Below are 25,751 nucleotides of genomic sequence, written 5' to 3' on the forward strand. Positions count from 1 at the left end.
GTCAGTGGCGACCCGTACGCTGGTCGGGCTATGACGATGCCATCCCTCCCCGAGCTCCTGCACGCCGCCGTGACCGCCGTCGGCGGTACGGAACGACCTGGTCAGGCCGCCATGGCCGGGGCCGTCGCAGAGGCCGTCGACGACAATTCCCATCTGCTCGTCCAGGCCGGTACCGGCACGGGCAAGTCCCTCGGCTATCTGGTGCCCGCGCTGGCGCACGGGGAGCGCGTCGTGGTGGCCACGGCGACGCTGGCGCTCCAGCGCCAGCTCGTGGAGCGCGACCTTCCGCGCACGGTCGACGCACTGCATCCCCTGCTGCGGAGGCGCCCGGATTTCGCCATGCTCAAGGGGCGGTCCAACTACCTCTGTCTGCACCGGCTCCACGAAGGGGTGCCGCAGGACGAGGAGGAGGGGCTCTTCGACCAGTTCGAGGCCGCCGCCCCGTCGAGCAAGCTCGGCCAGGACCTGCTGCGGCTGCGCGACTGGTCGGACGACACCGAGTCCGGTGATCGCGACGACCTCACCCCCGGAGTCTCCGACCGTGCCTGGGCACAGGTCTCCGTCTCCTCCCGCGAATGTCTGGGCGCCAGTAAGTGCGCCTACGGCGCGGAGTGCTTCGCCGAGCTCGCCCGGGAGCGGGCCAAGCTCGCCGATGTCGTCGTCACCAATCACGCCCTCCTGGCCATCGACGCCATCGAGGGCGCGCCGGTGCTCCCGCAGCACGAGGTGCTGATCGTCGACGAGGCCCATGAGCTGGTCTCCAGGGTCACCGGGGTGGCCACCGGCGAGCTCACCCCCGGCCAGGTCAACCGAGCGGTGCGCCGAGCGGCGAAGCTGGTGAACGAGAAGGCCGCCGACGCGCTGCAGACCGCGTCGGAGGGGTTCGAGCGGGTCATGGAGCTGGCGCTCCCCGGCCGTCTGGAAGAGGTCCCCGAGGACCTCGGCTACGCACTGCTGGCGCTGCGCGACGCAGCGCGCACCGTGATCTCGGCCATCGGCGCCACGCGCGACAAGTCCGTGCAGGACGAGGACGCCGTGCGCAAGCAGGCCCTGGCGGCGGTGGAGACGATCCACGGCGTCGCCGAGCGCATCACCCAGGGCTCGGAGTACGACGTCGTCTGGTACGAGCGCCACGACCGCTTCGGCGCCTCCCTGCGGGTCGCGCCGCTCTCCGTCTCGGGGCTGCTGCGCGAGAAGCTCTTCACCGAGCGGTCCGTCGTCCTGACCTCGGCCACGCTCAAGCTCGGCGGAGATTTCAACGGGGTGGGGGCCTCGCTCGGCCTGGCCCCCGAGGGCACCGCGGGCGACGACCTTCCGCAGTGGAAGGGGCTCGACGTCGGCTCGCCCTTCGACTACCCGAAGCAGGGCATCCTGTACGTGGCGCGGCATCTGGCCACGCCGGGGCGGGAGAGTTCCCGCACCGACATGCTGGACGAGCTCACCGAGCTGGTGGAGGCGGCGGGCGGGCGCACCCTCGGGCTGTTCTCCTCCATGCGGGCGGCCCAGGCCGCCGCGGAGGAGCTGCGGGGCAGGCTGGACAAGCCGATCCTGCTCCAGGGCGAGGAGACGCTCGGCGAGCTGATCAAGAACTTCGCCGCCGACCCCGAGACCTGTCTCTTCGGCACGCTGTCGCTCTGGCAGGGCGTCGATGTGCCCGGGGCCAGCTGCCAGCTGGTGGTCATGGACCGGATCCCGTTCCCGCGCCCCGACGATCCGCTGATGAGCGCGCGCCAGAAGGCGGTCGAAGAGGCGGGCGGCAACGGGTTCATGGCCGTCGCGGCGACGCATGCCGCGCTGCTGATGGCTCAGGGGGCCGGCCGGCTGGTCCGGGCCACCGGTGACAAGGGCGTGGTCGCCGTACTCGATCCGCGCCTGGCCAATGCCCGGTACGGCAGCTATCTGCGCGCCTCGCTGCCCGACTTCTGGTACACCACCGACCGGAATCAGGCACGCCGCTCACTCGCGGCGATCGACGCGGCGGCCAAGGCCGACGGGAAGTAGCCCGCCCCGCGTGCTCGGTGACATGCCGGGCGCACGGAGACATGGGCAGGGCCCCGGGATCGGCGCAGTGGATCCCGGGGCCCGGTCAGAACCGGCGAGCTTCACACCCGCCGCAGCACCGCCACCACCTTGCCGAGGATCGTCGCCTCGTCGCCCGGGATCGGCTGGTATGCGGAGTTGTGCGGGAGGAGCCATACATGGCCGTCCTCCCGCTTGAAACGCTTGACCGTGGCCTCGCCCTCCAGCATGGCCGCCACGATGTCGCCGTTCTCCGCGACGGGCTGGCGGCGGACAGTGACCCAGTCGCCGTCGCAGATCGCCGCCTCGATCATCGAGTCACCGACGACCTTGAGCACGAACAGCTCGCCGTCACCGACGAGCTGGCGGGGGAGCGGGAAGACGTCCTCGACAGACTCCTCGGCGAGGATCGGGCCGCCGGCGGCGATCCGGCCGACCAGCGGGACGTACGACGCGGCGGGCTTGCCGGTCGTGTCGGTGGGCTGCGAACTGGGCTGGTCCGAACCCCGGACCTCGTACGCCCGCGGACGGTGCGGGTCGCGGCGCAGGAACCCCTTGCGCTCCAGGGCCATCAGCTGATGGGCGACGGAGGACGTGCTGGACAGGCCCACCGCCTGACCGATCTCCCGCATCGAGGGCGGATATCCACGCCGCTGCACGGAATCCCGGATCACCTCGATCACTCGCCGCTGCCGGTCCGTGAGCCCCGAGCTGTCCGCCCGGATTCCAGGAGGTCGGCCGGGCAACGAGCGCGCTGGGCGCGCGGGCTCTGGCCCCTCCATGTTCGTGACTGAGTCATTCATGGCATGCACCGGCTCGAATCGGCTCTGGGAGCGGTCCTGGGCAGTGATGGTGGCACTGTCAGCGGTGGTGGTCACGTCGGCCCCTCTCGAATGGTCTCCCTAGCTGGACAACGGTAGTAGCTTTCGAAAGGTTGCGCCAAACACACGTTCGAGTGAAAAACGAATAAAAGTCTGCCGTGTGTTCTCTGCCGGGTGTATGTGCGATGGCCGAGGGGCTTGGGCCGCGCCGGGGGCGCCCCGCAATTCGGGCTTTTACGGTAGCGGCCGTCGGTGCGCCGCCGCCATGCGGGGTGGCCGTCGGGCCGTTGTTCGAGTCCGGCAGTCGGGGCCCCGTAATCCTGGCGGCAGGACCGTTCCCGTAACCTCGTACACGGCCGTACGCTGCCTGCCGGTCGCTCGTGATGCGCGACACGCGGTAGGGCCGAATGCGCACCCAAACCCAAGATCTAGTGGTTGGATTGCTCCGGCCACCCAGAAGTTGTGGTCCCCGGTCCGCCGGGGGTGTGGCCATCGCCTATGCTTGTGACAGCTTCGAGGGGCCCCGACGGGACCCGAAGAGGCTATTCAGTCGTGCTGTGAAGGAGGGTTGGGAGCCATGCACTGCCCCTTCTGCAGGCACCCCGACAGCCGGGTCGTCGACAGTCGCACCACCGACGACGGCACGTCGATCCGACGCCGCCGCCAGTGCCCCGACTGCTCCCGCCGTTTCACGACGGTGGAGACCTGCTCGCTGATGGTGGTGAAGCGCAGCGGGGTGACCGAACCCTTCAGCCGCACCAAGGTCATCTCCGGCGTGCGCAAGGCGTGTCAGGGCCGGCCGGTCACCGAGGACGCCCTCGCCAAGCTCGGCCAGCGGGTCGAGGAGGCGGTGCGTGCCACCGGCAGTGCCGAGCTGACCACTCATGACGTGGGCCTGGCGATCCTCGGCCCCCTGCAGGAACTCGACCTCGTCGCGTACCTGCGCTTCGCGTCCGTGTACCGGGCGTTCGACACACTCGAAGACTTCGAGGCGGCCATCACGGAACTCCGTGAGCGGCGGCCTCGCGTGGAAGAACGCGGGAGCGGAGAGATCCTTGAGGTCCCCGTTCCCGCCGTCGCCGCCGACTGATCGGCACCGGCCGACCGACACGGTTCCGTGGATCGGCGGCTGGGCGGCTTCATAGACCTGCTCCGGGCGCTCTGCGTGGCGTCCGAGGCATCAGAGACAGACTGTGCCCCGGGAAGTTCTGGGCACTTCAGGGTGTTTTTGCCCACATATGGGAGGCGGCATGACAGAGACGGCGAGCGGCCCGGCACGAGGTTCCCGAGCCAAGGGAGCCAAGTCGAGCAAGGGTCTGCGCATCGACCGCATCCACACCACTCCCGGCGTACATCCGTACGACGAGGTGGCGTGGGAGCGCCGTGACGTCGTCATGACCAACTGGCGCGACGGTTCGATCAACTTCGAGCAGCGTGGCGTCGAGTTCCCCGACTTCTGGTCGGTGAACGCGGTCAACATCGTCACCAGCAAGTACTTCCGCGGGGCCGTCGGCACCCCGCAGCGCGAGACCGGTCTGCGACAGCTGATCGACCGGATCGTGAAGACGTACCGCAAGGCCGGTGAGGACCACGGCTACTTCGCCTCTCCCGCGGACGCCGAGATCTTCGAGCACGAGCTGGCGTACGCCCTCCTGCACCAGATCTTCAGCTTCAACTCGCCGGTCTGGTTCAACGTCGGCACGCCCCAGCCGCAGCAGGTCTCCGCCTGCTTCATCCTGGCCGTCGACGACTCCATGGAGTCGATCCTCGACTGGTACAAGGAAGAGGGCATGATCTTCAAGGGCGGCTCCGGCGCCGGCCTGAACCTCTCGCGTATCCGCTCCTCCAAGGAGCTGCTCTCCTCCGGCGGCAACGCCTCCGGCCCGGTCTCCTTCATGCGCGGTGCCGACGCCTCCGCCGGAACGATCAAGTCCGGTGGCGCCACCCGCCGCGCGGCCAAGATGGTCATCCTCGACGTCGACCACCCCGACATCGAGAACTTCATCGAGACCAAGGTGAAGGAGGAGGAGAAGATCCGCGCCCTGCGCGACGCGGGCTTCGACATGGACCTGGGCGGCGACGACATCACGTCCGTCCAGTACCAGAACGCCAACAACTCGGTCCGCGTGAACGACGAGTTCATGAAGGCCGTCGAGTCCGGCGGAAAGTTCGGGCTGCGCGCCCGGATGACCGGCGACGTCATCGAAGAGGTCGAGGCGAAGTCCCTCTTCCGCAAGATGGCCGAGGCGGCCTGGGCCTGCGCGGACCCGGGCATCCAGTACGACGACACCATCAACGCCTGGCACACCTGCCCGGAGTCCGGCCGGATCAACGGCTCGAACCCGTGCAGCGAGTACATGCACCTGGACAACACCTCGTGCAACCTCGCCTCGCTGAACCTGATGAAGTTCCTCAAGGACGACGGCAAGGGCAACCAGTCCTTCGAGTCCGAGCGCTTCGCCAAGGTCGTCGAGCTGGTCATCACCGCGATGGACATCTCCATCTGCTTCGCGGACTTCCCGACCCAGAAGATCGGCGAGAACACCCGCGCCTTCCGCCAGCTCGGCATCGGCTACGCCAACCTCGGCGCCCTGCTGATGGCGACCGGCCACGCCTACGACAGCGACGGCGGCCGCGCTCTCGCCGGTGCCATCACCTCGCTGATGACCGGCACCTCGTACAAGCGCTCCGCCGAGCTCGCCGCGGTCGTCGGCGCGTACGACGGCTACGCCCGCAACGCCGAGCCGCACCAGCGCGTCATGAAGCAGCACGCCGACGCCAACGCCGCGGCCGTTCACGTGGACGACCTGGACAACCCGATCTGGGCCGCCGCGACGGAGGCCTGGCAGGACGTGATCCGGCTCGGCGCGAAGAACGGTTTCCGCAACGCGCAGGCATCGGTCATCGCGCCCACCGGCACCATCGGTCTCGCGATGTCCTGCGACACCACCGGCCTCGAACCCGACCTCGCCCTGGTCAAGTTCAAGAAGCTGGTCGGCGGCGGCTCGATGCAGATCGTCAACGGCACCGTCCCGCAGGCCCTGCGCCGCCTGGGCTACCACGAGGAGCAGATCGAGGCGATCGTCGCCCACATCGCCGAGCACGGCAATGTGATCGACGCCCCCGGCCTGAAGACCGAGCACTACGAGGTCTTCGACTGCGCGATGGGCGAGCGTTCCATCTCCGCGATGGGCCACGTGCGCATGATGGCCGCGATCCAGCCCTGGATTTCGGGCGCGCTCTCCAAGACGGTGAACCTGCCGGAGACGGCCACCGTCGAGGACGTCGAAGAGGTCTACTTCGAGGCGTGGAAGATGGGCGTCAAGGCGCTCGCGATCTACCGCGACAACTGCAAGGTCGGCCAGCCCCTCTCCGCGAAGACCAAGGAGAAGGAGAAGGAAGCGGTCACCGCCAAGGCCGAGGAGACCATCCGTACCGCGGTCGAGAAGGTCGTCGAGTACCGCCCGGTCCGCAAGCGTCTGCCCAAGGGCCGTCCCGGCATCACCACCTCCTTCACGGTGGGCGGCGCCGAGGGCTACATGACCGCCAACTCCTACCCGGACGACGGTCTCGGCGAGGTCTTCCTGAAGATGTCCAAGCAGGGCTCCACCCTCGCGGGCATGATGGACGCCTTCTCCATCGCCGTCTCGGTCGGTCTGCAGTACGGCGTTCCGCTGGAGACGTACGTCTCGAAGTTCACCAACATGCGCTTCGAGCCGGCCGGCATGACGGACGACCCGGACGTGCGGATGGCACAGTCGATCGTCGACTACATCTTCCGCCGCCTCGCGCTGGACTTCCTGCCCTTCGAGACCCGCTCGGCGCTCGGTATCCACTCGGCCGAGGAGCGTCAGCGCCACCTCGACACCGGTTCGTACGAGCCCTCCCTGGAGGACGAGGAACTGGACGTCGAGACCCTGGCCCAGTCCGCCCCGGTGCGGACGGAGCCGCTGAAGGCGGTGGCCGCGGTGCAGGAGGCGGAGAAGCCCGCCCCGAAGACCGCGCACACCTCGGCGGAGCTCGTCGAGATGCAGCTGGGCATCAGCGCGGACGCGCCGCTCTGCTTCTCCTGCGGCACGAAGATGCAGCGCGCCGGTTCCTGCTACATCTGCGAGGGCTGCGGCTCGACCAGCGGTTGCAGCTGACCGCCCACGCGATCACGCCGGGCGCAACGTTGCGCATGATGTGTCCGGGCGGCTGAACCACAGCCCGGGGAGGGCGTCGACTTCCGGTCGGCGCCCTTCCGGCGTGCTCCGGGCGGCACCGCGCGGGGTGCCGCCCGGTTCGTGTGCGCCGGCTCCCGCGGTGTGGCACGATCTCGCAGATGACCAGCAGACCCGATGAGGCGCAGCGCCTGCGCGATCTTGCGCGGTTGCGCCGGGTCCGTGACCGGATGGACCGGGAGTTCGACCAGCCGCTGGACGTCGAGGCGCTCGCCCGTGGCGTGCACATGTCGGCAGGACACCTGAGCCGCGCGTTCCGGCAGGCGTACGGCGAGTCTCCGTACGGCTACCTGATGACACGGCGCATCGAGCGGGCGATGGCGCTGCTGCGGCGCGGTGATCTCAGCGTCACCGAGGTCTGTTTCACGGTCGGCTGCTCCTCGCTGGGCACCTTCAGCACACGCTTCACAGAGCTGGTCGGCATGCCGCCCAGCGCCTACCGCCGCGAGGCCGAGCGGGCCACCGCGGGCCTGCCGTCCTGCGTCGCGAAGCAGGTGACCAGACCGATCAGGAATCGAGAAGCACCACCTCCGGGCCACGATTAGCGTGACGTCCATGGACCTCACGATTCACACGAGCTTCCTTCCGCACGACGACCCGGACGCCTCGCTGGCCTTCTACCGCGACGTCCTGGGCTTCGAGCTCCGCAACGACGTCGGCTTCGGCGGGATGCGCTGGATCACGGTCGGCCCCGCCGGCCGGCCCGGCACGTCGATCGTCCTGCAGCCGCCCGCCGCCGACCCCGGTGTCACCGAGGAGGAGCGGCGTACCATCGCCGAGATGATGGCCAAGGGCACCTACGCGGTCATCACCCTGGCCACCTCCGACCTCGACGGCACCTTCGACCGGCTGCAGGCCGGCGGCGCCGAGGTCGTCCAGGAGCCGACCGAGCAGCCGTACGGGGTCCGCGACTGCGCCTTCCGTGATCCCGCGGGCAACCTCATCCGCATCAACGAGGTGCGCTGAACCGTTCGGCGACCGCGGCCAGGACCCACGCGGGCCGCCGCACGACGGGGCGCCGGCCAGTCCGGCGCCCCGTTCTCACGCCGCGCGAAGCCGGTGACGAGGCCGGTGGGATCCGGTTGCATCCGGTGACGACACCGCTGACGAAACCGCTGACAACGAGCCGGGCGACGCAGACGGAGACCGCGACGGCGGCTCCGCCCGACGGATGGAGAGAAGATGAGCATGGCCAAGAGGACGGACCCGCAGTCGCCTGCGCCGCACGCCGCCGACAGCCACGACCTGATCCGCGTGCACGGCGCGCGCGTGAACAACCTCAGGGACGTGAGCATCGAGATCCCGAAGCGCCGGCTGACGGTGTTCACCGGAGTCTCCGGTTCGGGCAAGAGCTCACTGGTGTTCGGCACCATCGCCGCGGAGTCGCAGCGGCTGATCAACGAGACGTACAGCGCCTTCGTGCAGGGCTTCATGCCTGCCCTGGCGCGGCCCGAGGTCGATGTGCTCGACGGCCTGACCACCGTGATCACCGTCGATCAGCAGCGCCTCGGTGCCGACCCCCGCTCCACGGTCGGCACCGCCACCGATGCCAACGCGATGCTGCGCATCCTCTTCAGCCGGCTGGGCAAGCCGCACATCGGCTCGCCCCAGGCGTTCTCCTTCAACGTCGCCTCGGTCCAGGCGAGCGGCGCGTTCAAGGTCGACCGGGGTGCCGACCGGACCAGGACCGTCAAGCGGACCTTCACCCGCACCGGCGGCATGTGCACGCGCTGCGAGGGCCGGGGAACGGTCTCGGACATCGACCTCACCCAGCTCTACGACGACTCCAAGTCGCTCTCCGAGGGCGCGTTCACCATTCCCGGCTGGAAGTCGGACAGCTTCTGGACCGTGCGGGTCTACGCCGAGTCCGGGCTTCTCGACCCGGACAAGCCGATCCGCAGGTTCACCAAGAAGGAGATGCAGGACTTCCTCTACCGGGAGCCGACCAAGGTGAAGGTCGAGGGCGTCAACCTCACGTACGAAGGACTGATCCCCAAGATCCAGAAGTCGTTCCTCTCCAAGGACAAGGAGGCGTTGCAGCCGCACATCCGGGAGTTCGTGGAGCGGGCGGTCACCTTCACCACCTGCCCCGATTGCGACGGCAGCCGGCTCAGCGCGGAGGCCCGGTCGTCGAAGATCGCGAAGCTGAACATCGCGGACGCCTGCGCGATGCAGATCAGCGACCTGGCCGAGTGGGTACGCGGGCTCGACGACCCCTCCGTGGCCCCGCTGCTCGCCGCGCTGCGGCGGACCCTCGACTCGTTCGTCGAGATCGGACTCGGCTACCTCTCGCTCGACCGTCCGTCGGGCACGCTGTCGGGCGGCGAGGCGCAGCGCGTCAAGATGATCCGCCACCTCGGCTCCTCGCTCACCGATGTCACCTATGTCTTCGACGAGCCCACCATCGGCCTGCACCCCCATGACATCCAGCGGATGAACGACCTGCTGCTGCGGTTGCGGGACAAGGGCAACACGGTGCTGGTCGTGGAGCACAAGCCGCAGACGATCGCGATCGCCGACCACGTCGTCGACCTCGGTCCCGGCGCGGGCACGGCGGGCGGCACCGTCTGTTTCGAGGGCACGGTGGAGGGGCTGCGCGCCGGCGACACCATCACCGGCCGCCACCTCGACGACCGGGCGGCCGTCAAGGAGACGGTGCGCGAGCCCGCGGGGGCGCTGGAGATCCGAGGGGCGAGCGCACACAACCTTCAGGGCGTCGACGTCGACATCCCGCTGGGAGTGCTGACCGTCGTCACCGGAGTCGCGGGCTCCGGCAAGAGCTCGCTGGTGCACGGCTCGATCCCGGCGGGCGCGGAGGTGATCTCGGTCGACCAGGGAGCCATCCGCGGTTCGCGGCGGAGCAACCCGGCGACGTACACCGGACTGCTCGACCCGATCCGCAAGGCGTTCGCGAAGGCCAACGGAGTGAAGCCGGCTCTGTTCAGCCCCAACTCCGAGGGGGCCTGCCCGACCTGCAACGGCGCGGGCGTCATCTACACCGATCTGGCGATGATGGCGGGTGTCGCCACCACCTGCGAGGAGTGCGAGGGCAGGCGGTTCCAGTCCTCGGTGCTCGACCACCGCTTCGGGGGCCGCGACATCAGCGAGGTGCTGGCGATGTCGGTGGCCGAGGCCGAGGAGTTCTTCGGCGCCGGCGAGGCGCGCACACCGGCCGCGCACCGGATCCTGGAGCGGCTCGCCGACGTCGGCCTCGGCTACCTCGGCCTCGGTCAGCCGCTCACCACACTGTCCGGCGGTGAGCGCCAGCGGCTGAAGCTGGCGACCCACATGGCCGACAAGGGAGGTGTGTACGTCCTGGACGAGCCGACCACCGGGCTTCACCTCGCCGACGTCGAGCAACTGCTCGGACTGCTCGACCGGCTCGTCGACTCCGGCAAGTCGGTCATCGTCGTCGAGCACCACCAGGCGGTCATGGCGCACGCCGACTGGATCATCGACCTGGGCCCCGGTGCCGGTCACGACGGCGGCCGGGTCGTCTTCGAGGGCACCCCCGCCGACCTCGTGGCCGCCCGCTCCACCCTCACCGGCGAGCACCTCGCGGCGTACGTGGGCTCCTGACCGGGACCGTGCGGCGGTGCTTTGCGGCAGGAGTCTCGCGGCGCGGCTTCGTGGCGCGGCCTCACTGCCGGTGCCTCGCGGCCCACGTCGGTTCGTACCGGGGCCTCGTGCGGACATGTGACATGCCCGCACGAGGCCCGAAGTGGCCGTGCTCCCGCGCGGTATTTGGGCGGGACCGGGCACGGTGACGTGTCACATGCCGGGCATACGGCTTCCCATCTTCGCGGCGAACGAATCGGGGTCGCCGTCGAAGCCCCGGACCGTGCCGTGGAACTCCCAGACCCCGGAGGTGGCCCGGACGAACTCGGCCACGGTCGCCGCGGTGGCCCCGCCGACCGCGGAGAAGTCGTCCTCCGAAAGGTTCGTATAGCCCTCCCGGACCTGAACCGCGGTGCTCTCTATCCCGGCGAAGGTCTTGTGACCGTCGCGCTGCTGGATGGCGACCCCGACGACGACCCGTGAGTACGCGGTCGACAGCCGGCTCAGTTCCAGTGTCATCACCTCGTCGAAGCCGAAGCCCTGACCGGTCCTGCTGTCGCGGTCGAGCGTGATGGTGCCGTCCGGCGAGCGGCTGTCGAAGTGCACGAGGTACGCAGGGCTGCCGTACGGCGCTTCGGCCAGGTAGGTCGCCGCGATTATGTCGAGGTCATGGGGCGGGGCACCATGAGGGCTGGGATCCCATTTGAGTCTGACTTCGACCTTCTCGATGTCTTTGTTGGGCGTGCTCATCGGACTTGCCTCCCTGGCTTTCCGCTGGGCCGTCGGGCCGTTGGCATCACCCGATCATGTCCGTAACCGAGCGTGGATCCAACCGGCTTGGATTTCGCCGATGGATTCGGGCCATGGATGAGCCGGGCGCCCGGTCCGCCGGTCTCCCGGTTCTCCGGTCGGTCGTTGGGCGTTCGGGCCGGGTTCAGTGCGGGATGCGGCGCGGCGGCCGCTGCCGGACCTCGTCCCGGAAGCCCTCGATGGCGCTGCTGACCTGACGGATCAGGTGGGTGTGCTCGATCCGGTCGAGATAGCGGCAGTTGCGGGCCACTCCGTCCAGCTCGAACGCGAAGCAGAGGGTCATCAAGGGGTTGATGAAAAGCTCGCTGCCACGGGTGCGCGACGTGAACTGGGCGTCACCGAAGGCGCCTTGGACGGCGGCCGCTATCGATCCGTTCACGATGCTGGGGTGGTCGGCCGTGTGGTGCTGGGCGTGTGCCACGGCATCGACGAAGAGCGCGCCCTCACGTGTCGTACGGGACACGGAGAACGCGCCGAGGAAGGAACCGTCGCGTTCGAGCGCGGCGATGTTCTCCAGTACGAGACCGTGGCTCACCCCGTGGTACGCGTCGATGCCGAAGCCGATGGACACGACGAGTCGTTCCGGAACGTCGATCGCGGCGAGCGCGGCCACACTGGCCAGATCCTCCTCCGGGGTGCCGAGGCCGGATTCGTCCCCGCGCATCAGGATGTCCGTGCCGCCGTCGACCAGGACGACCGCGTCGATGTCGTACTTCTCGATCAACGCCCGGTAGGCCGCGCGCAGCGGCTGTACGCCGACCCGGGAGAAGGCGTGAACCGTGTTCGGGTAGCCGTGCAGCCCGAGCCACTGGGCGAGCGTCCGCTCCGGGAAGTATGCCTGGTGGAGAGCTGTTTCCGGGGTGATGACGGCGACGTCCGGGGCGAGCCAGGAATCGAGCGGCAGTCCTTCGAGGGCGCTGAACGACAGATTGGCCAGCTGTACGTGCTTTCCCTGGTGGAAGAGGGAGAGCGCGATGGGGAGTCCGGCGTAGATGTCGAACCCGCCGCCGGCCCCCGTGACGAGGACACGTTCCGCGGATTCGAGCCGGGCGAACAGGGGGTTGATGTGCAGCGAGGCCATGAGGATCATTCTGCGGTCAACGGCGTTCGCTCCGGGCGCACTTCACCGGACTCCGCCGGAGCGTGACCCGCGCCGTGTCCGGCACCGTACGATGGCGCGGTGCTGGTCAAGTGGATTCGTTGCACCGTGGTGGACCGTCGAGGTTTTGAACGGGGGCAGCGGAAATGGGCGGAGCTGCCGGATACGCCCGGGTTCAAGGGGCAGGGCGGCGGGTGGAGCCGCGAGCATCCGGACGTGGCCCACATCTTCGCCTTCTGGGAGAACCGGGTCTTCTACGACTCGTTCATGGCGCGGTCCCACGACGAACTGGCAGCCGCGCAGTACGGTACGTACAGCGGCATCCAGGTCAAGCTGTTCGACTACCGCTTCGATGTGAAGACGGGCTTCGAACCACGCTTCACCGATGCGGACGTCGTCCGGGTGGCGCACAGCAAGGTGCGTGAGGACCGGGTGGAGCACTTCGCTTTGATGCAGGAGCGGGTGTGGAATCCGGCGATGGCCGGATCGCCCGGCATGCTGCGCGGGGTGTTCGGGGAATCGCCGGGCCATGAGTTCCTGGTGTTGTCGATGTGGCAGTCGAGCGCCGAGCGTGGCAAGTACCGGGCGGGAAGCATCGAGCGATTGTCGCAACGTACGCAGATCGACCACGACGTGGCGGAACTGACCGGGGACGTCGTGCAGTTGGAGCCGTCGTGGACGGTGTGACCGGCCGGGCCGGACGGGTGCGGCCCGGGCTGAGCCCTGAGTACTGAGCCTTGAGCCCGGGGCCCTGAGCCCTGAGCTTTGAGTCAGGGGCCGGTGGCCGACGGACTGAACCCCTGAACCTGGAGCCCTTGGCCGGGATCCCCGAGCCGGGTATGCCGAGCCGGGGTGGCTCCGGGCGGCCGATCAGGCGGGCTCCGTCGAGGTGTCGAAGACTCCGGCGCGGGCGGCAGCCAGTGCCGCGTCGGCGGCGCGGTCGGCCAGTATTTCCTCCATGGGCTCGCGGGTGATGAACAGCCTGAAGAACAGGGGCGAGACCACGGCCCTGATGAGGGCTCCGGCGTCCGTGCGCCGGTCCAGTTCGTGCCGGGAGACGGCGCGCGCGACCATGACCTCGCAGCGGGCGAACCGCACTGCGTAGAAGGCGTTCAGTGCCTCCGCGGCGCGCTCGGAATGGAAGGCTGCGGCGATGAACGCGGTCGGTGCGGCCGCTGCGGCGGGATCCTCGAACGACGCGGCCGTCGTGTGCGCCAGAGCTCTCAGATCTCCTTGCAGGCTTCCGGTGTCGGGTGGTGTCCAGCTGTCCTCTCCGGCCAGGTCCAGGGCATCCGCGAGGAGCCCTTCCAGGTTGCCCCAGCGGCGGTAGAGGGTGGTCTTGTGGACGCCGGAATGCTCTGCGACGTACTCGATGGTGAGACCGGGGTAGCCGTGCTCCGACAGGCCGGTGAGGACGGCGTCACGGACCGCCGCACGGGTACGTGCGGTCCTGCCGCCCGGACGGCGAGTGCCGGGGGTGAGCGGGGACGCCGGCGGGTCGGTCTCCGGTGCGACTCTCTGCCCAGTCAATTGCTACTCCTGTTGCGTTAGTGAGCATACTCCATACTCGCCTTAATGCGACAACGAGTGCGTTAAGTTGCTTTCGCTCGACCTGACTCGGAGAGGCCCTTGCCCACACAGATCACTCTGCGCGGCGTGACCGTGTCCCGTGGCGACCGGCTGTTGCTCGACGATGTCTCGCTCACCGTGCGCCCGGGGGAGCGGATCGGCATCGTGGGGGAGAACGGTGCGGGGAAGACGACCCTGCTCCGGCTGCTCGCGGGGCTCGAACAGCCCGACTCCGGCAGCGTGTTCACGGCTGCCGACCGCGGTACCGGCCTGCTGACCCAGACCCCACGGCTGCCGCCGGAAAGCACGGTTCAGGACACGATCGACGACGCGCTGGCGGAACTGCGCGCGATGGAGAGGAAGTTGCGGGGGACCGAGGCGGACCTCGGCACGGCCGGCGAAGCCGCACTCGCCGCGTACGGAGAGCTGCTCACGGAATTCGAGCTGCGCGGCGGATACGAGGCGGACGCCCGCGTCGACAAGGCGATGCACGGTCTCGGCCTCGCCCGTACAGGCCGGGCCAGGAAGCTCGGCAGTCTCTCCGGCGGCGAGCAGGCCAGACTGGGCCTCGCCTGCCTGATCGCCGCGTCTCCCGAGGTGATGCTGCTCGACGAACCCACCAATCACCTGGACGAAACCGCGCTCGACTGGCTGGAGAGCGCCCTCCGGTCCCACCCCGGCACCGTGATCGCCGTGTCCCACGACCGGATCTTCCTGGAGCGTGTCGCCACCGCGGTGCTGGAGGTCGACGCCGACCGGCGCACGGTCGTGCGCTACGGGGGCGGCTACGCGGGATTCCGGGCCGAGCAGAGCGCCGCACGGCAGCGCTGGGAGCAGTCCTACGCCGAGTGGTGCGAGGAGACCGCGCAGCTGGAGGAGTACACCGCGACCACCGCCCACGGCGTCGCCGCCGGCCGTGCCATCAAGGACAACAACAAAATGGCGTACGACCGGGCTGCGGGCCGGGTCCAGGCATCCGTGTCCGGCCGGGTCCGCAACGCGCGCAAGCGGCTGGAGCGGCTGCGGGCGGAGCCCGTCCCCAGACCACCGGACCCGCTGCGCTTCGCCGCCCTGCCCAGGTCCGGCGAGGCCGTGGGGGAGCTGGTGTCCCTGACCGGCATACGCGTCGGTGACCGGCTCTCCGTCGACCGGCTCACTGTGGCGGCGGCCGACAGACTGCTCATCCATGGCGGCAACGGGGCGGGGAAGTCCACCCTGCTCCGGGTCATGGCAGGTGTGCTCGAACCGGACGCGGGGCGCGTCGTGCGGCGCGGCGGAATCGGCTACCTCGCCCAGGAGGTGCCGGTGCACCGTCCGGCGGAGTGCGTGCTCACGGCATTCGGGCGAGGGCTGCCGCTCACCGAGGACGAGCAGGAGGAACTGCTGCTCTCGTACGGACTGTTCCGCTCCCGGGACCTCCGGGTACCGGTCGGATCCCTTTCGGCGGGGCAGCGCAGACGGCTCGCCCTCGCTCGTCTCCTCGCCAGGCCCGCGGACCTGCTGCTGCTCGACGAGCCGGCGAATCACCTGGCACTCGGACTCGTACAGGAGCTGGAGGAGGCGCTGGCCCACTGGCGGGGTGCGCTGGTGGTGGTCTCGCACGACCGGCTGCTGCGTCGCCGTTTCACCGGCGACATACGTCGTCTGGAGGCCGGACAACTGCTCGAATGAGCCGCAGCCGATCTAGGGTCGGTACATGGCACGACCGCAACGCATCGTCCTCGTCCGGCACGGGGAGTCCGAGGGAAACGCCGACGACACGGTCTACGAGCGCGAGCCGGACCACGCGCTGCGGCTCACCGCGAGAGGACTGGGACAGGCCAGGGAGACGGGCGTGCAGCTGCGCGAGCTGTTCGACGGCGAGCGGGTCAGCGTGTACGTCTCGCCCTACCGCCGCACCCACGAGACATTCAGGTCCCTCGGTCTGGACCTGGAGAACGTACGGGTGCGCGAGGAGCCGCGGCTGCGCGAGCAGGACTGGGGGAACTGGCAGGACCGCGACGACGTGCGTCTGCAGAAGGCGTACCGGGACGCGTACGGCCACTTCTTCTACCGCTTCGCGCAGGGGGAGTCCGGAGCCGATGTGTACGACAGGGTCGGGGCCTTCCTGGAGAGCCTGTACCGGAGTTTCGAGGATCCAGGCCATCCGCAGAACGTCCTGCTGGTCACGCACGGACTGACCATGCGTTTGTTCTGCATGCGCTGGTTCCACTGGTCGGTGGCCGAGTTCGAGTCACTGTCCAACCCGGGCAACGGGGAGACCCGCACGCTGATACTCGGAGCGGACGGCCGCTACACCCTTGACCGGCCGTTCGAGCGCTGGCGTACCCCTGAGCCGTACGGCATCACCGGATAGAGTGGAAGAGCGATGACAACCGCTGACTCTGCTTCCGGCCAACGGGCCCTGCGCGCCCTGTCCAGCCTGCGCGGGCTCTCCGTGGGAGACGCACTGGGCTCCCAGTTCTTTGTGCCCGTCAACTATCCGCTGCTGAAGCGGCGCGAACTCCCACCCGGCTCCTGGCAGTGGACGGACGACACCGAGATGGCGTGCTCGGTGCTGGCCGTGCTGGTGGAGCACGAGCGGATCGACCAGGACGCGCTCGCCCATTCCTTCGCCGGCCACCACGACTTCGACCGCGGTTACGGCCCCGCCGTGAACCGGCTGCTCAGACTGGTCCGGGAGGGCGGTGACTGGCGGGAGCTGGCGTCCGCGCTGTTCCAGGGCCAGGGGTCCTGGGGCAACGGATCGGCGATGCGGATCGCACCGCTCGGCGCCTGGTACGCGGACGATCCGGAGCAGGCCACCCACCAGGCCGAGATCTCCTCCTACACCACGCACCAGCACCGCGAGGCGGTCGTGGGCGCGATGGCCGTCGCGGCGGCGGCCTCACTGGCCGCGGCGACGACCGGGCCGCCCACCCCGGCGGAACTGCTCGACGGTGTCATCGCACTCGTACCCCGCAGCGCCGTCGGTGCCGGGCTGCGCCGGGCCCGGGACATGCTCGACTACGGCGACGCCGGGACGGTCGCGGCGGTCCTCGGCAACGGCCGGCGTACCAGCGCACACGACACCGTTCCGTTCGCCCTCTGGTCGGCGGCGCGGAGCCTCGGCGATTTCGAGCAGGCCTTCTGGGTGACCGCCCAGGCGGGCGGGGACGTCGACACGACGTGCGCGATCGTCGGCGGGATCGTCGCGGCGGGCAGAGCGGGCGCGCCACCGGCCGACTGGACGGCGCGCACGGAGGAACTGCCGGGCTGGCTCCCGCAGCGGGACGGCGGCAGCTGAGCCACCGACGAGCGGAGCGCAGGACCGGGGCGGCCGGACTGTCACGGTACTGCCACAGCTCCCTCCCGCACGGCTCGCAACTGCGAGCGGAAGCTACTCTTTCGGCCACGCCGCCGTCGATGATCATTCAGACGGGCGCGCGCCGAAAATGAGACGCCGGGGTGCCTCGACCGCCGCCCTGCGGACGGTGTACGCGGACCTCGGTGGGGGAGGGGTCCCATGTCCGATCACATGTCAGAAATACCCCGGCCGGCGGATGGACCGGAGCCGTCCGAGCCGTCGGGGCAGCCCGGAACGTCCGAGCGGACCGCATCGGTGAAGGCGGTGCCCCCGGAGCCCCGCGGTACCGCTCCCGAGCCGCCGAAAGTGCCCGGCCACGCGCAGCGCGGCGGGCAGTATCCGCCCAACCCCTGGCGGCAGGGCAGCTCGCAGCAGACCGCCGCGCTGTCCACACTGCGCCCGGCGGCGCCCGCCGCCATCCATGGCGCGACGCTCTGCTGCGTCGTCGTCACGGCGATACTGAGCGCCCTGCTGCTGGGCGACGGCCTCGGCGTGAACGCGCTGATCGTCGCGGTCCCCGCGACGCTCGGGGCCTGGTTCGCCGCACGGACGGCCGGTCGCCGTCTCCGCCCGTGGACGGCGCTGTGGGCGCTCGGTGGGCTGGGGCTCCTCGCAGTCCCGGCCCTTCGGGACGCAGGCTGGCCCGTCTTCCTCGCCGTCGTGTCCGCCATCGCGCTGGGGTCACTCGCCCTGCACGGCAACCGCAGCTGGCTCGGGGTGTTCCTGGGGTCGCTGGGCCTGTTCAGCGCCATCGCGGACGGTCTGGCCTGGGGCGGGCGGGGCGTGCGCGCCCGAATGGCGGGCTCCCGAGGCCGGTTGGGGGTTGTTGTCCGCAGCGTCGCGGTGGCGGTCGTCCTGCTCATCGTGTTCGGAGCACTGTTCGCGAGCGCCGACGCCGCCTTCGCCGACGTGCTCGGCGACCTGATGCCCGATGTCTCGCTCACCGGCAGCCCTTGGCGGTTCTTCCTCTTCCTGGTCGGTCTGGCCGGCGCGCTCGCCGCCGCGTACGCCGCAGCCGCCCCGATCCGCTGGGACGGTCTCACGGTCCGTCAGGGGAAGGCCCGCGGACGGCTGGAGTGGGCCCTGCCGCTCATCGTGCTGAACCTGCTGTTCGCCGCCTTCATCGCCGTCCAGCTCACCGTGCTGCTCGGCGGATACGACAAGGTGATGGCCGAGACCGATCTCAGCTACTCCGCATACGCCCGACAGGGTTTCTGGCAGCTTCTCTGGGCCACGGTCCTCACCCTGCTGGTGATCGCGCTCGCCCTGCGCTGGGCCCCCCGCGGAAGGGACGGCGACCGCACACTCGTCCGGAGCGTACTCGGTGCGCTGTGCCTGCTCACCCTGATCGTCGTGGCGTCCGCGCTGAGGCGGATGGACCTCTACGTCGACGCGTACGGTCTGACCCGGCTGCGGATATCCGTGACGGCCGTGGAGCTCTGGCTGGGCGTGGTGCTCGTCCTGATCATGGCCGCCGGGGTGTTCGGCGCCCGTATGCTGCCGCGTGCCGTGGCCGCGAGCGCGGCCGCCGGCGTCCTCGCGTTCGGGCTGATCTCGCCCGACGGCCTGATCGCGGAGCAGAACGTCCAGCGGTACCGCGACGACCACTCGATCGACATCGACTACCTCAAGGACCTCTCGGCCGACGCCGTACCGGCCCTGGACACGTTGCCCGAGCCGCTGCGCTCCTGCGCCCTCACGGACATCGAACGGTCACTGCGCGCCGACGACGCTCCCTGGTACGCCACCAGCTGGGGCGAGGCACGGGCCCGAGACATCCTGAAGCGGAATCCGGCCGGTCGGACACAGTCCTGCACCGGATCGCGCACGGGCGTCGGCGGCAGCGACCGCGACGGTGACGGTGACGAAAGCGACCCGTACGACCCGTACTGACCGGCCCGGGGCCACGCACGACGGGCGCGCCGGCCCGGGGCCAGGTACGACGGGCGCAACGGCCGCGTGCACCGACGACGCACCGGCGGGCCCACCGGCCTAGGAAGCGCCCTCCGAGGCGCCGCTCCATATGGAACGTCGGCCTCCACGGCCGCGCCACGACCCTTGCCGGGGCCGTGTCGCAGCTGCGTGGCGGCCGACGGGCGCCCCGGGGTGTTGCGGGCCGTCCCATCGGCGTACGCTGACAGGCGCCATGCCGTACGAACCACCCACGCACACCGTCGAGCGCTCACTGCGCGCCACCACCGGTGCCAGGACCGTCGCCGGAGTCGACGAGGTCGGACGCGGAGCGTGGGCGGGACCGGTCACCGTGTGTGCAGCCGTCACCGGCCTCCGCAGACCTCCCGCCGGACTCACCGACTCCAAACTGATCAGCCCCAAACGCCGCGCGGAGCTCGCGCCGTTGCTGGAGCGCTGGGTCACCGCATTCGGTCTCGGCGACGCCTCCCCGCAGGAGATCGACGAGCTCGGGATGACGGCCGCGCTGCGCCTCGCCGCAGTACGTGCCCTCGAATCCCTGCCGGTACGGCCGGACGCGGTGATACTCGACGGCAAGCACGACTACCTGGGGCAGCCCTGGCAGGTCCGCACTGTGATCAAGGGCGACCAGTCCTGTATCGCGGTCGCGGCCGCTTCGGTGATCGCGAAGGTCCACCGGGACACGATGATGGCCGAACTGGGTGTGGACTCCGGCGAGTACGCCGAATTCGCCTTCGGGGCCAACGCCGGTTACCCCTCGCCCGTACACAGGGCCGCGCTGGAGGAGTGGGGACCGACACCCCACCACCGTCTGTCGTGGTCCTACCTCGACGCGCTGCCCAGGTGGCAGCACCTCAAGAAGGTCCGCATCTCCGCCGAGGCGGCTGCACTGGAAAGCGGGGGCCAGCTCGGCTTCGACTTCTGATCGCGCACATGTACCCACCCGCCGACGCCCCGAGCGCCGGCGCTCGATAGACAACCACCCATGCCTCTCATCCCCGAGGAGCCTCAGATTCACGAGAGCGCCCAGGGTCCCCGCGTCACTCCGGCCGCCGGCCGCACCGCGTCGACCCCCCGTCCCGTACCCGGCCCGCGTACAGCGGCCACGCCGCGCCCCGGTCGCCCCGGGCCCGGCCCCGCGAGGCCCGCGCCCCCGGCGCAGCGCCCGCTCCCCACTCCCGGCCCTTCCCGGACGGATACGCCGGAGAATCGTTCCGCACCGCAGATCCAGCTGATCCCCGCCTCGGCGGTCGGCGCGCTCGACGCCGCCGACGAAGCGGTGGACCTGCTGCTCGACTCCGGCCGCGCACCGGGCGACATCCTGGTGCTCACCACCGGGGAGCAGCACCCGTGGGCCGCGCATGAGCTGTCCTTCGGCGAGGCCGCCTACTGGGCGCAGCACGAGGCCGGCGAAGACGTCTTCTTCGCCGGTGCCGAAGCCGCTGACCGGGTGCGGACCCGTCCGGTGGTGATCGTCGCGGTCAACGGTGGCGACACCCTCGCCGGCGTGCTGACCGGCGCGCGGGAGCGCGCCGGAGCACTGCTGATCGTGTGCGGGGACCCGCAGCGGATCAACACAGTGCTCGGTGCCGCCGTCTGATCGGCAGGACACACACGACCGTGGCCGCGGGCCCGGCTGTCCGACAGGACGGCCGGGTCGGCGGTTCGTGGGTCAGCGTGCCGCGGTGTGCCGAAGCGCCTGCGAGGCCCCGCCACCGGTGCGCAGCGGAGCAGGATCCTGGTCCGGCGAGACGTCGGCGAGAGCGGCCGGCCGCGACATGGAGTGCGGACTGCGCCCGCCACGGCCCTCGCCCAGTACCTGCCAACCACCGCGGGTCAGCGTGATGTACGCGCCGCATCGCAGTCCGTGCAACGTGCAGGCGTCCCGCAGGCCCCACATCCACGCCCCGTCCTCCTCCGTCCAGGGCTCGTCGCCCTCACGGCAGTAGAGAAGCACCGCGGTACGGACGGGAGTGCGGCGGCGAAGATCGTGCGGGATGACCCGGCGCAGATGCGCCAGCAACGCGTTGCGGAACTCCCAGCCGTCCGCGGCGATGGAGCGCCGTGCGAACGAAGCGCTGGCCGCGAGGCGTTCCTCATGGTCGAGCACGGCGATCACAGCGGTCGCCGGGGTCGGCCGGTGCCGGGAGTGCAGGCCGCTGACGACCTCACGGGGGCTGCGCAGCAGCGGTATCCCCGCTTCGGCCCACTCGGCGGGTTCGAGCATCCTGGCGAGACGGTTGGCCGAGTCGGCGGACGCCGACATCGAAGTGGCTGCGGACGGAGCGAATCCGAAGGTCACGATCCTCCCTTCGCATACGCGCCCATGGTGCGGGCAGGGTCGAGTGAGGGCGCACCGCGGCACAACCCTTCCGGGCCGCGAAAGGGACTGTGCGGGGAGCGAGTCCAATTCTTCCTGGCGTATCGGCGGGCGGCAACGAGCAATTGGTGCGGGTGACGGGAATCAGTCGAAATGACTCTGATATCCCTGCCCACGCAGTGCACGGATGATGCCTCCCCTCACATGTGAACGGCGAGGACCAGCGGAAACACCGATCCGAGCCGCTCGGCGGCCCGTCGGGACGCGGATGATCCCCGAGCGCCCCCCCGTGCACGGGAACACTTGGTCGACCTGCACCCTGTGAGCTGTGTGTCACGTGGGGTGAAGTCGCCGATTGTCCGAGCCATCGGGTTGCATGGGGGGCATGGACACCCTGGAACTCCGCGCCGAAGCAGATGCCATCCTTGCCGAGCTCGTGGGTGACCCCGGGGGTTCGGCGCGGTTGCGGGAGGACCAGTGGCAGGCCGTGGCCGCGTTGGTGGAGGAGCGCCGGCGCGCGCTGGTGGTGCAGCGCACGGGCTGGGGCAAGTCCGCGGTGTACTTCGTCGCCACCGCTCTGCTGCGCCGGCGTGGCGCCGGGCCCACGGTGATCGTCTCGCCGCTGCTGGCCCTGATGCGCAACCAGGTCGACTCGGCGGCCCGGGCCGGCATCCGGGCGCGCACCATCAACTCGGCCAACCCCGAGGAGTGGGACACCATCTACGAGGAGGTCGAGCACGGCGACACCGACGTTCTCCTCGTGAGTCCGGAGCGCCTCAACTCGGTGGATTTCCGCGATCAGGTGCTGCCCAAGCTCGCGGCCACCACCGGTCTGCTGGTGGTGGACGAGGCGCACTGCATCTCCGACTGGGGCCATGACTTCCGTCCCGACTACCGCAGGCTGCGGGCCATGCTCGCCGAGCTGGCTCCCGGAGTTCCGGTACTGGCCACCACGGCGACCGCGAACGCGAGGGTCACCGCGGACGTGGCCGATCAGCTGGGTACCGGAGCCGGCGAGGCCCTGGTGCTGCGCGGCCCGCTGGAGCGGGAGAGCCTGCGGCTGGGTGTGGTCCGGCTGCCGGACGCCGCGCACCGCCTGGCCTGGCTCGCCGAGCACCTGGACGACCTGGAGGGCTCGGGGATCATCTACACCCTCACGGTCGCGGCGGCCGAGGAGGCCACCGCCTTCCTGCGCCAGCGCGGTTTCCGCGTGGCCTCGTACACCGGGAAGACGGAGAACGCCGACCGGCTGCAGGCCGAGGTCGACCTCCAGGAGAACCGGGTCAAGGCACTGGTCGCGACCTCGGCCCTGGGCATGGGCTTCGACAAGCCGGACCTTGGCTTCGTCGTGCATCTCGGCTCGCCGTCCTCGCCGATCGCCTACTACCAGCAGGTGGGGCGTGCGGGGCGCGGTGTCGCACACGCCGATGTGCTGCTGCTGCCCGGCAAGGAGGACGAGGCGATCTGGCGCTACTTCGCCGATACCGCCTTCCCGCCCGAGGCACAGGTCCGGCAGACGCTCTCGGCCCTCGCGGGCGCGGGACGGCCGCTGTCCGTGCCGGCGCTGGAAGCCGCGGTGGATCTTCGGCGCACCCGCCTGGAGTCGATGCTGAAGGTGCTGGACGTCGACGGCGCGGTCAAGCGGGTGAAGGGCGGCTGGACGGCCACGGGAGCCGAGTGGGTGTACGACGCCGAGCGCTACGCGTGGGTGGCGCGGCAGCGGGCCGCCGAGCAGCAGGCCATGCGCGACTACGCCGGCACGGACCGGTGCCGGATGGAGTTCCTGCGCCGGCAGCTGGACGACGAAGGGGCGGCCCCGTGCGGCCGTTGTGACAACTGCGCGGGCGCCTGGGCTGATTCGGCCGTCTCGGCGGACACCCTGACGGGCGCGGCCAAGGAACTGGACCGGCCGGGAGTGGAGATCGAGCCGCGCCGGATGTGGCCGACGGGGATGCCCGCTCTGGGCATCGAGCTCAAGGGCCGTATCCCGGCCAAGGAGCAGTGCTCCACCGGTCGCGCCCTGGGCCGGCTCTCGGACATCGGCTGGGGCAACCGGCTGCGCCCGCTGCTGGCCGAGAACGCGCCCGACGGACCTGTTCCTGATGATGTCCTGCAGGCCGCGGTGGCGGTCCTCGCCGACTGGGCGCGCTCCGCGGGCGGCTGGGCGCCGAGTGTCCCGGACGCCACTGCCCGGCCGGTCGGGGTCGTCGCCGTACCGTCCCTGACCCGCCCGCAACTGGTCGGCTCCCTCGCCCAGGGGGTCGCGACGATCGGCCGCCTGCCTTTCCTCGGCACCCTGACGTACACCGGGCCGGACGGCGCGCACACGGCACGCCGCAGCAACTCCGCCCAACGCCTCCGGGCGCTCTCCGGTGCCTTCGCCGTCCCCGCTGCGCTGGCCGAGGCCCTGGCGCGCACCCCCGGTCCTGTGCTGCTCGTGGACGACTGCACCGAATCCGGGTGGACCCTCGCGGTCGCTGCCCGGCTACTGCGCCGGGCCGGCGGCGACCAGGTCCTTCCGCTGGTCCTCGCCGCAGCAGGCTGAGGCTCTCTGCCGGTATTCGCCGACGGGTCGGGCACATACGGAGTCGGCGAGGCACCGAGAGCTGCGCGGGTCGAGTGCGTCATGCCTCCATGCAACCCGCCGGGTACGGCGGACCGCCAGCACCCCGTGCCCCCTGTGGACAAGTTATCCACAGGGGGTCGCGAGATTCGGCTTCTCGCGGGACGGTCATGCCATGAACCAGCACCACGAATCCACCGGTCCGGCCGACGAGCAGCAGATCACCCTCCGAGGGCCTGCCGAACTCGCCGATGCTCTCCCCTACCTCATGGGGTTCCACCCGAACGACAGCGTGATCATGGTCGCCCTGCACGGCGGCAGGGGCCGCTTCGGCGGAAGGCTCAGGCTCGGCATCCCGCAATCGCCCCAGGAATGGGCGCCCGTCGCCGAGCAGCTCGCCGAGTGTCTGATCAAGGGAAGCGAGCGGCGTGGTGAACGCCCCGACGCGATCGTCATTTTTCTCTGCCAGGACCCCGCCGAGGGCGAGTCCGGCAGCCAGATCATGGAGCGGCTGCGGCCATTCGCCCAGCGCCTGCGTACGGCCTGCGGTGAACTGGACGTGCCGGTGCTCGAAGCGCTCTGCATCTCCGACGGCCGGTACTGGTCCTACTGCTGTCCGGACGGGCGTTGCTGCCCGGCGGAAGGAAACCAACTGGCCATGCCCGGCACTTCGGTGATGGCGGCCGCTGCCGCGTACGCGGGTATCCAAGTGCGGGGAACACTGCGGGAGATGGAGGCGAGGCTCGCTCCTTTGACCACCTCGGCGGCCGCGGGCCAGCAACGCGCGCTCGACTCGGCGGGTGCAGAACTGGTGCCCAAACTCCTCGACGAGGAGGGCCGCGAGGATGTGGCACGAGAGACCCTGGACCTGGCCCGGCTGCTCATGAAACGACTCGGGGAGGCGCCGGTGACGACGCCCTCCGCCTCGGACATCGGCGATGACGGACTGATCGGTCATGACGAGGCAGCCGCCGTGATTCTCGGCCTGCAGGACCGGGAAACCCGCGACAGGGCGGCGGAATGGATGGAGGGCCCGGAAGCCGATTCGGCGCTGCGGCTGTGGCGCGCGCTGTCCCGTCGCTGCGTGGCACCGTACGAGGAGCATGCCGCGGCGCCACTGACCCTGGCCGGATGGGTCTCCTGGTCGACGGGCGACGAGCCGGGCGCGCGGGTCGCGCTGGGCCTCGCGCTGCGGATCGATCCCATGTACACCTTCGCCCAACTGCTTCATGAGGCGTGCAACCAGGGCCTCGACCCGGAGACGCTGCGCCGATGCCTGCGCGGGGAGCGCAGGGTACGAGCGGGGCGGCGCGGGCATCGGCCGGACCGGAGCGCGCGACAGCGCACGGCCCGGCCGGCCGCCACACGCCGGAAGAAGACCCCTTCCGGCTCCGCCCGTCCCGAATCGGCGGCGGCCCGGCGCCGCTCCGGGACGGGCACCCCCGGACGGCGTGTGTCCCAGGACGACGGATGACTCGCATGTCCCGTCGC

At 70.3% G+C, this 25,751-nt stretch carries 20 protein-coding genes; 15 read left to right on the forward strand and 5 right to left on the reverse strand.

Going from position 1 to position 25,751, the window contains the following annotated elements; all coding sequences use genetic code 11:
- Positions 1 to 30: 30 nt before the first annotated feature.
- Positions 31 to 2,001 (forward strand): ATP-dependent DNA helicase, encoded by a 1,971-nt coding sequence (locus ACGF8B_RS07135; RefSeq protein ID WP_392735548.1) that lies wholly within the window; start codon positions 31 to 33, stop codon positions 1,999 to 2,001.
- A 101-nt stretch (positions 2,002 to 2,102) separates the two neighbouring features.
- On the opposite strand, the gene lexA is transcribed toward ACGF8B_RS07135, so the two are convergent.
- On the reverse strand, positions 2,103 to 2,897 hold the full coding sequence (lexA, locus tag ACGF8B_RS07140; protein ID WP_383768179.1) for a transcriptional repressor LexA: 795 nt from the start codon (positions 2,895 to 2,897) through the stop codon (positions 2,103 to 2,105).
- A gap of 520 nt (positions 2,898 to 3,417) precedes the next feature.
- Here lexA and nrdR point away from each other — a divergent pair.
- The 5 genes from nrdR (at position 3,418) to ACGF8B_RS07165 (ending at position 10,642) form a co-directional block, all read left to right on the forward strand.
- The gene (nrdR, locus tag ACGF8B_RS07145) at positions 3,418 to 3,930 is read left to right on the forward strand and encodes a transcriptional regulator NrdR (protein ID WP_392735551.1); all 513 of its coding nucleotides are present in this window, start codon (positions 3,418 to 3,420) and stop codon (positions 3,928 to 3,930) included.
- Between the two features lie 160 nt (positions 3,931 to 4,090).
- Positions 4,091 to 6,985 carry a vitamin B12-dependent ribonucleotide reductase gene (locus ACGF8B_RS07150; protein ID WP_392735553.1) on the forward strand — a complete coding sequence of 965 codons (2,895 nt, stop codon included), beginning with the start codon at positions 4,091 to 4,093 and terminating at the stop codon, positions 6,983 to 6,985.
- A gap of 179 nt (positions 6,986 to 7,164) precedes the next feature.
- The gene (locus ACGF8B_RS07155) at positions 7,165 to 7,608 is read left to right on the forward strand and encodes a helix-turn-helix transcriptional regulator (protein ID WP_392735555.1); all 444 of its coding nucleotides are present in this window, start codon (positions 7,165 to 7,167) and stop codon (positions 7,606 to 7,608) included.
- A 10-nt stretch (positions 7,609 to 7,618) separates the two neighbouring features.
- On the forward strand, positions 7,619 to 8,029 hold the full coding sequence (locus tag ACGF8B_RS07160; RefSeq protein ID WP_392735557.1) for a VOC family protein: 411 nt from the start codon (positions 7,619 to 7,621) through the stop codon (positions 8,027 to 8,029).
- A 216-nt stretch (positions 8,030 to 8,245) separates the two neighbouring features.
- Positions 8,246 to 10,642, forward strand: a complete 2,397-nt coding sequence (locus ACGF8B_RS07165) for an ATP-binding cassette domain-containing protein (protein ID WP_392735559.1) — start codon at positions 8,246 to 8,248, stop codon at positions 10,640 to 10,642.
- A 192-nt stretch (positions 10,643 to 10,834) separates the two neighbouring features.
- Here ACGF8B_RS07165 and ACGF8B_RS07170 read toward each other — a convergent pair whose 3' ends face one another.
- Both ACGF8B_RS07170 and ACGF8B_RS07175 read right to left on the reverse strand, forming a co-directional pair.
- Positions 10,835 to 11,371 carry a TerD family protein gene (locus tag ACGF8B_RS07170; protein WP_392735561.1) on the reverse strand — a complete coding sequence of 179 codons (537 nt, stop codon included), beginning with the start codon at positions 11,369 to 11,371 and terminating at the stop codon, positions 10,835 to 10,837.
- A 184-nt stretch (positions 11,372 to 11,555) separates the two neighbouring features.
- Positions 11,556 to 12,512, reverse strand: coding sequence for a DUF1152 domain-containing protein (locus ACGF8B_RS07175; protein ID WP_392735563.1), 957 nt, complete (start codon positions 12,510 to 12,512; stop codon positions 11,556 to 11,558).
- A gap of 99 nt (positions 12,513 to 12,611) precedes the next feature.
- On the opposite strand from ACGF8B_RS07175, the gene ACGF8B_RS07180 reads away from it, so the two are divergent.
- Positions 12,612 to 13,217 (forward strand): YdbC family protein, encoded by a 606-nt coding sequence (locus ACGF8B_RS07180; RefSeq protein WP_392735565.1) that lies wholly within the window; start codon positions 12,612 to 12,614, stop codon positions 13,215 to 13,217.
- Positions 13,218 to 13,400: 183 nt separating this feature from the next.
- Here the strand turns inward: ACGF8B_RS07180 and ACGF8B_RS07185 are convergent, their stop codons facing one another.
- Positions 13,401 to 14,060 (reverse strand): TetR/AcrR family transcriptional regulator, encoded by a 660-nt coding sequence (locus ACGF8B_RS07185; RefSeq protein ID WP_392735567.1) that lies wholly within the window; start codon positions 14,058 to 14,060, stop codon positions 13,401 to 13,403.
- A gap of 99 nt (positions 14,061 to 14,159) precedes the next feature.
- Between ACGF8B_RS07185 and ACGF8B_RS07190 the strand changes: the two genes are divergently transcribed.
- The 6 genes from ACGF8B_RS07190 to ACGF8B_RS07215 all read left to right on the forward strand — a co-directional run bounded on the left by ACGF8B_RS07190 (position 14,160) and on the right by ACGF8B_RS07215 (position 20,977).
- Positions 14,160 to 15,770 carry an ABC-F family ATP-binding cassette domain-containing protein gene (locus ACGF8B_RS07190; protein WP_392735569.1) on the forward strand — a complete coding sequence of 537 codons (1,611 nt, stop codon included), beginning with the start codon at positions 14,160 to 14,162 and terminating at the stop codon, positions 15,768 to 15,770.
- Positions 15,771 to 15,795: 25 nt separating this feature from the next.
- Entirely contained in the window at positions 15,796 to 16,455 is a 660-nt protein-coding gene (locus ACGF8B_RS07195) for a histidine phosphatase family protein (RefSeq protein WP_392735571.1), read from the forward strand.
- Positions 16,456 to 16,467: 12 nt separating this feature from the next.
- Positions 16,468 to 17,385, forward strand: coding sequence for an ADP-ribosylglycohydrolase family protein (locus tag ACGF8B_RS07200; RefSeq protein ID WP_392735573.1), 918 nt, complete (start codon positions 16,468 to 16,470; stop codon positions 17,383 to 17,385).
- Positions 17,386 to 17,616: 231 nt separating this feature from the next.
- Positions 17,617 to 19,338 (forward strand): DUF4173 domain-containing protein, encoded by a 1,722-nt coding sequence (locus ACGF8B_RS07205; RefSeq protein ID WP_392735575.1) that lies wholly within the window; start codon positions 17,617 to 17,619, stop codon positions 19,336 to 19,338.
- A gap of 253 nt (positions 19,339 to 19,591) precedes the next feature.
- Positions 19,592 to 20,302: a ribonuclease HII gene (locus ACGF8B_RS07210; RefSeq protein WP_392735577.1), complete on the forward strand. Its 711-nt coding sequence runs from the start codon at positions 19,592 to 19,594 to the stop codon at positions 20,300 to 20,302.
- A gap of 60 nt (positions 20,303 to 20,362) precedes the next feature.
- The gene (locus ACGF8B_RS07215; protein WP_392735579.1) at positions 20,363 to 20,977 is read left to right on the forward strand and encodes a hypothetical protein; all 615 of its coding nucleotides are present in this window, start codon (positions 20,363 to 20,365) and stop codon (positions 20,975 to 20,977) included.
- Positions 20,978 to 21,049: 72 nt separating this feature from the next.
- On the opposite strand, the gene ACGF8B_RS07220 is transcribed toward ACGF8B_RS07215, so the two are convergent.
- Positions 21,050 to 21,679 carry a hypothetical protein gene (locus ACGF8B_RS07220; RefSeq protein ID WP_392735581.1) on the reverse strand — a complete coding sequence of 210 codons (630 nt, stop codon included), beginning with the start codon at positions 21,677 to 21,679 and terminating at the stop codon, positions 21,050 to 21,052.
- A gap of 403 nt (positions 21,680 to 22,082) precedes the next feature.
- On the opposite strand from ACGF8B_RS07220, the gene ACGF8B_RS07225 reads away from it, so the two are divergent.
- A complete protein-coding gene (locus ACGF8B_RS07225; protein WP_392735582.1) occupies positions 22,083 to 24,242 on the forward strand; it encodes a RecQ family ATP-dependent DNA helicase in 2,160 nt (719 codons plus the stop codon).
- A gap of 193 nt (positions 24,243 to 24,435) precedes the next feature.
- Positions 24,436 to 25,734, forward strand: coding sequence for a DUF4192 domain-containing protein (locus tag ACGF8B_RS07230; protein ID WP_392735584.1), 1,299 nt, complete (start codon positions 24,436 to 24,438; stop codon positions 25,732 to 25,734).
- Positions 25,735 to 25,751: the final 17 nt, after the last annotated feature.

It is taken from the genome of Streptomyces sp. NPDC047917 (assembly GCF_043204345.1).
Classification (GTDB): Bacteria; Actinomycetota; Actinomycetes; order Streptomycetales; family Streptomycetaceae; genus Streptomyces; species Streptomyces sanglieri.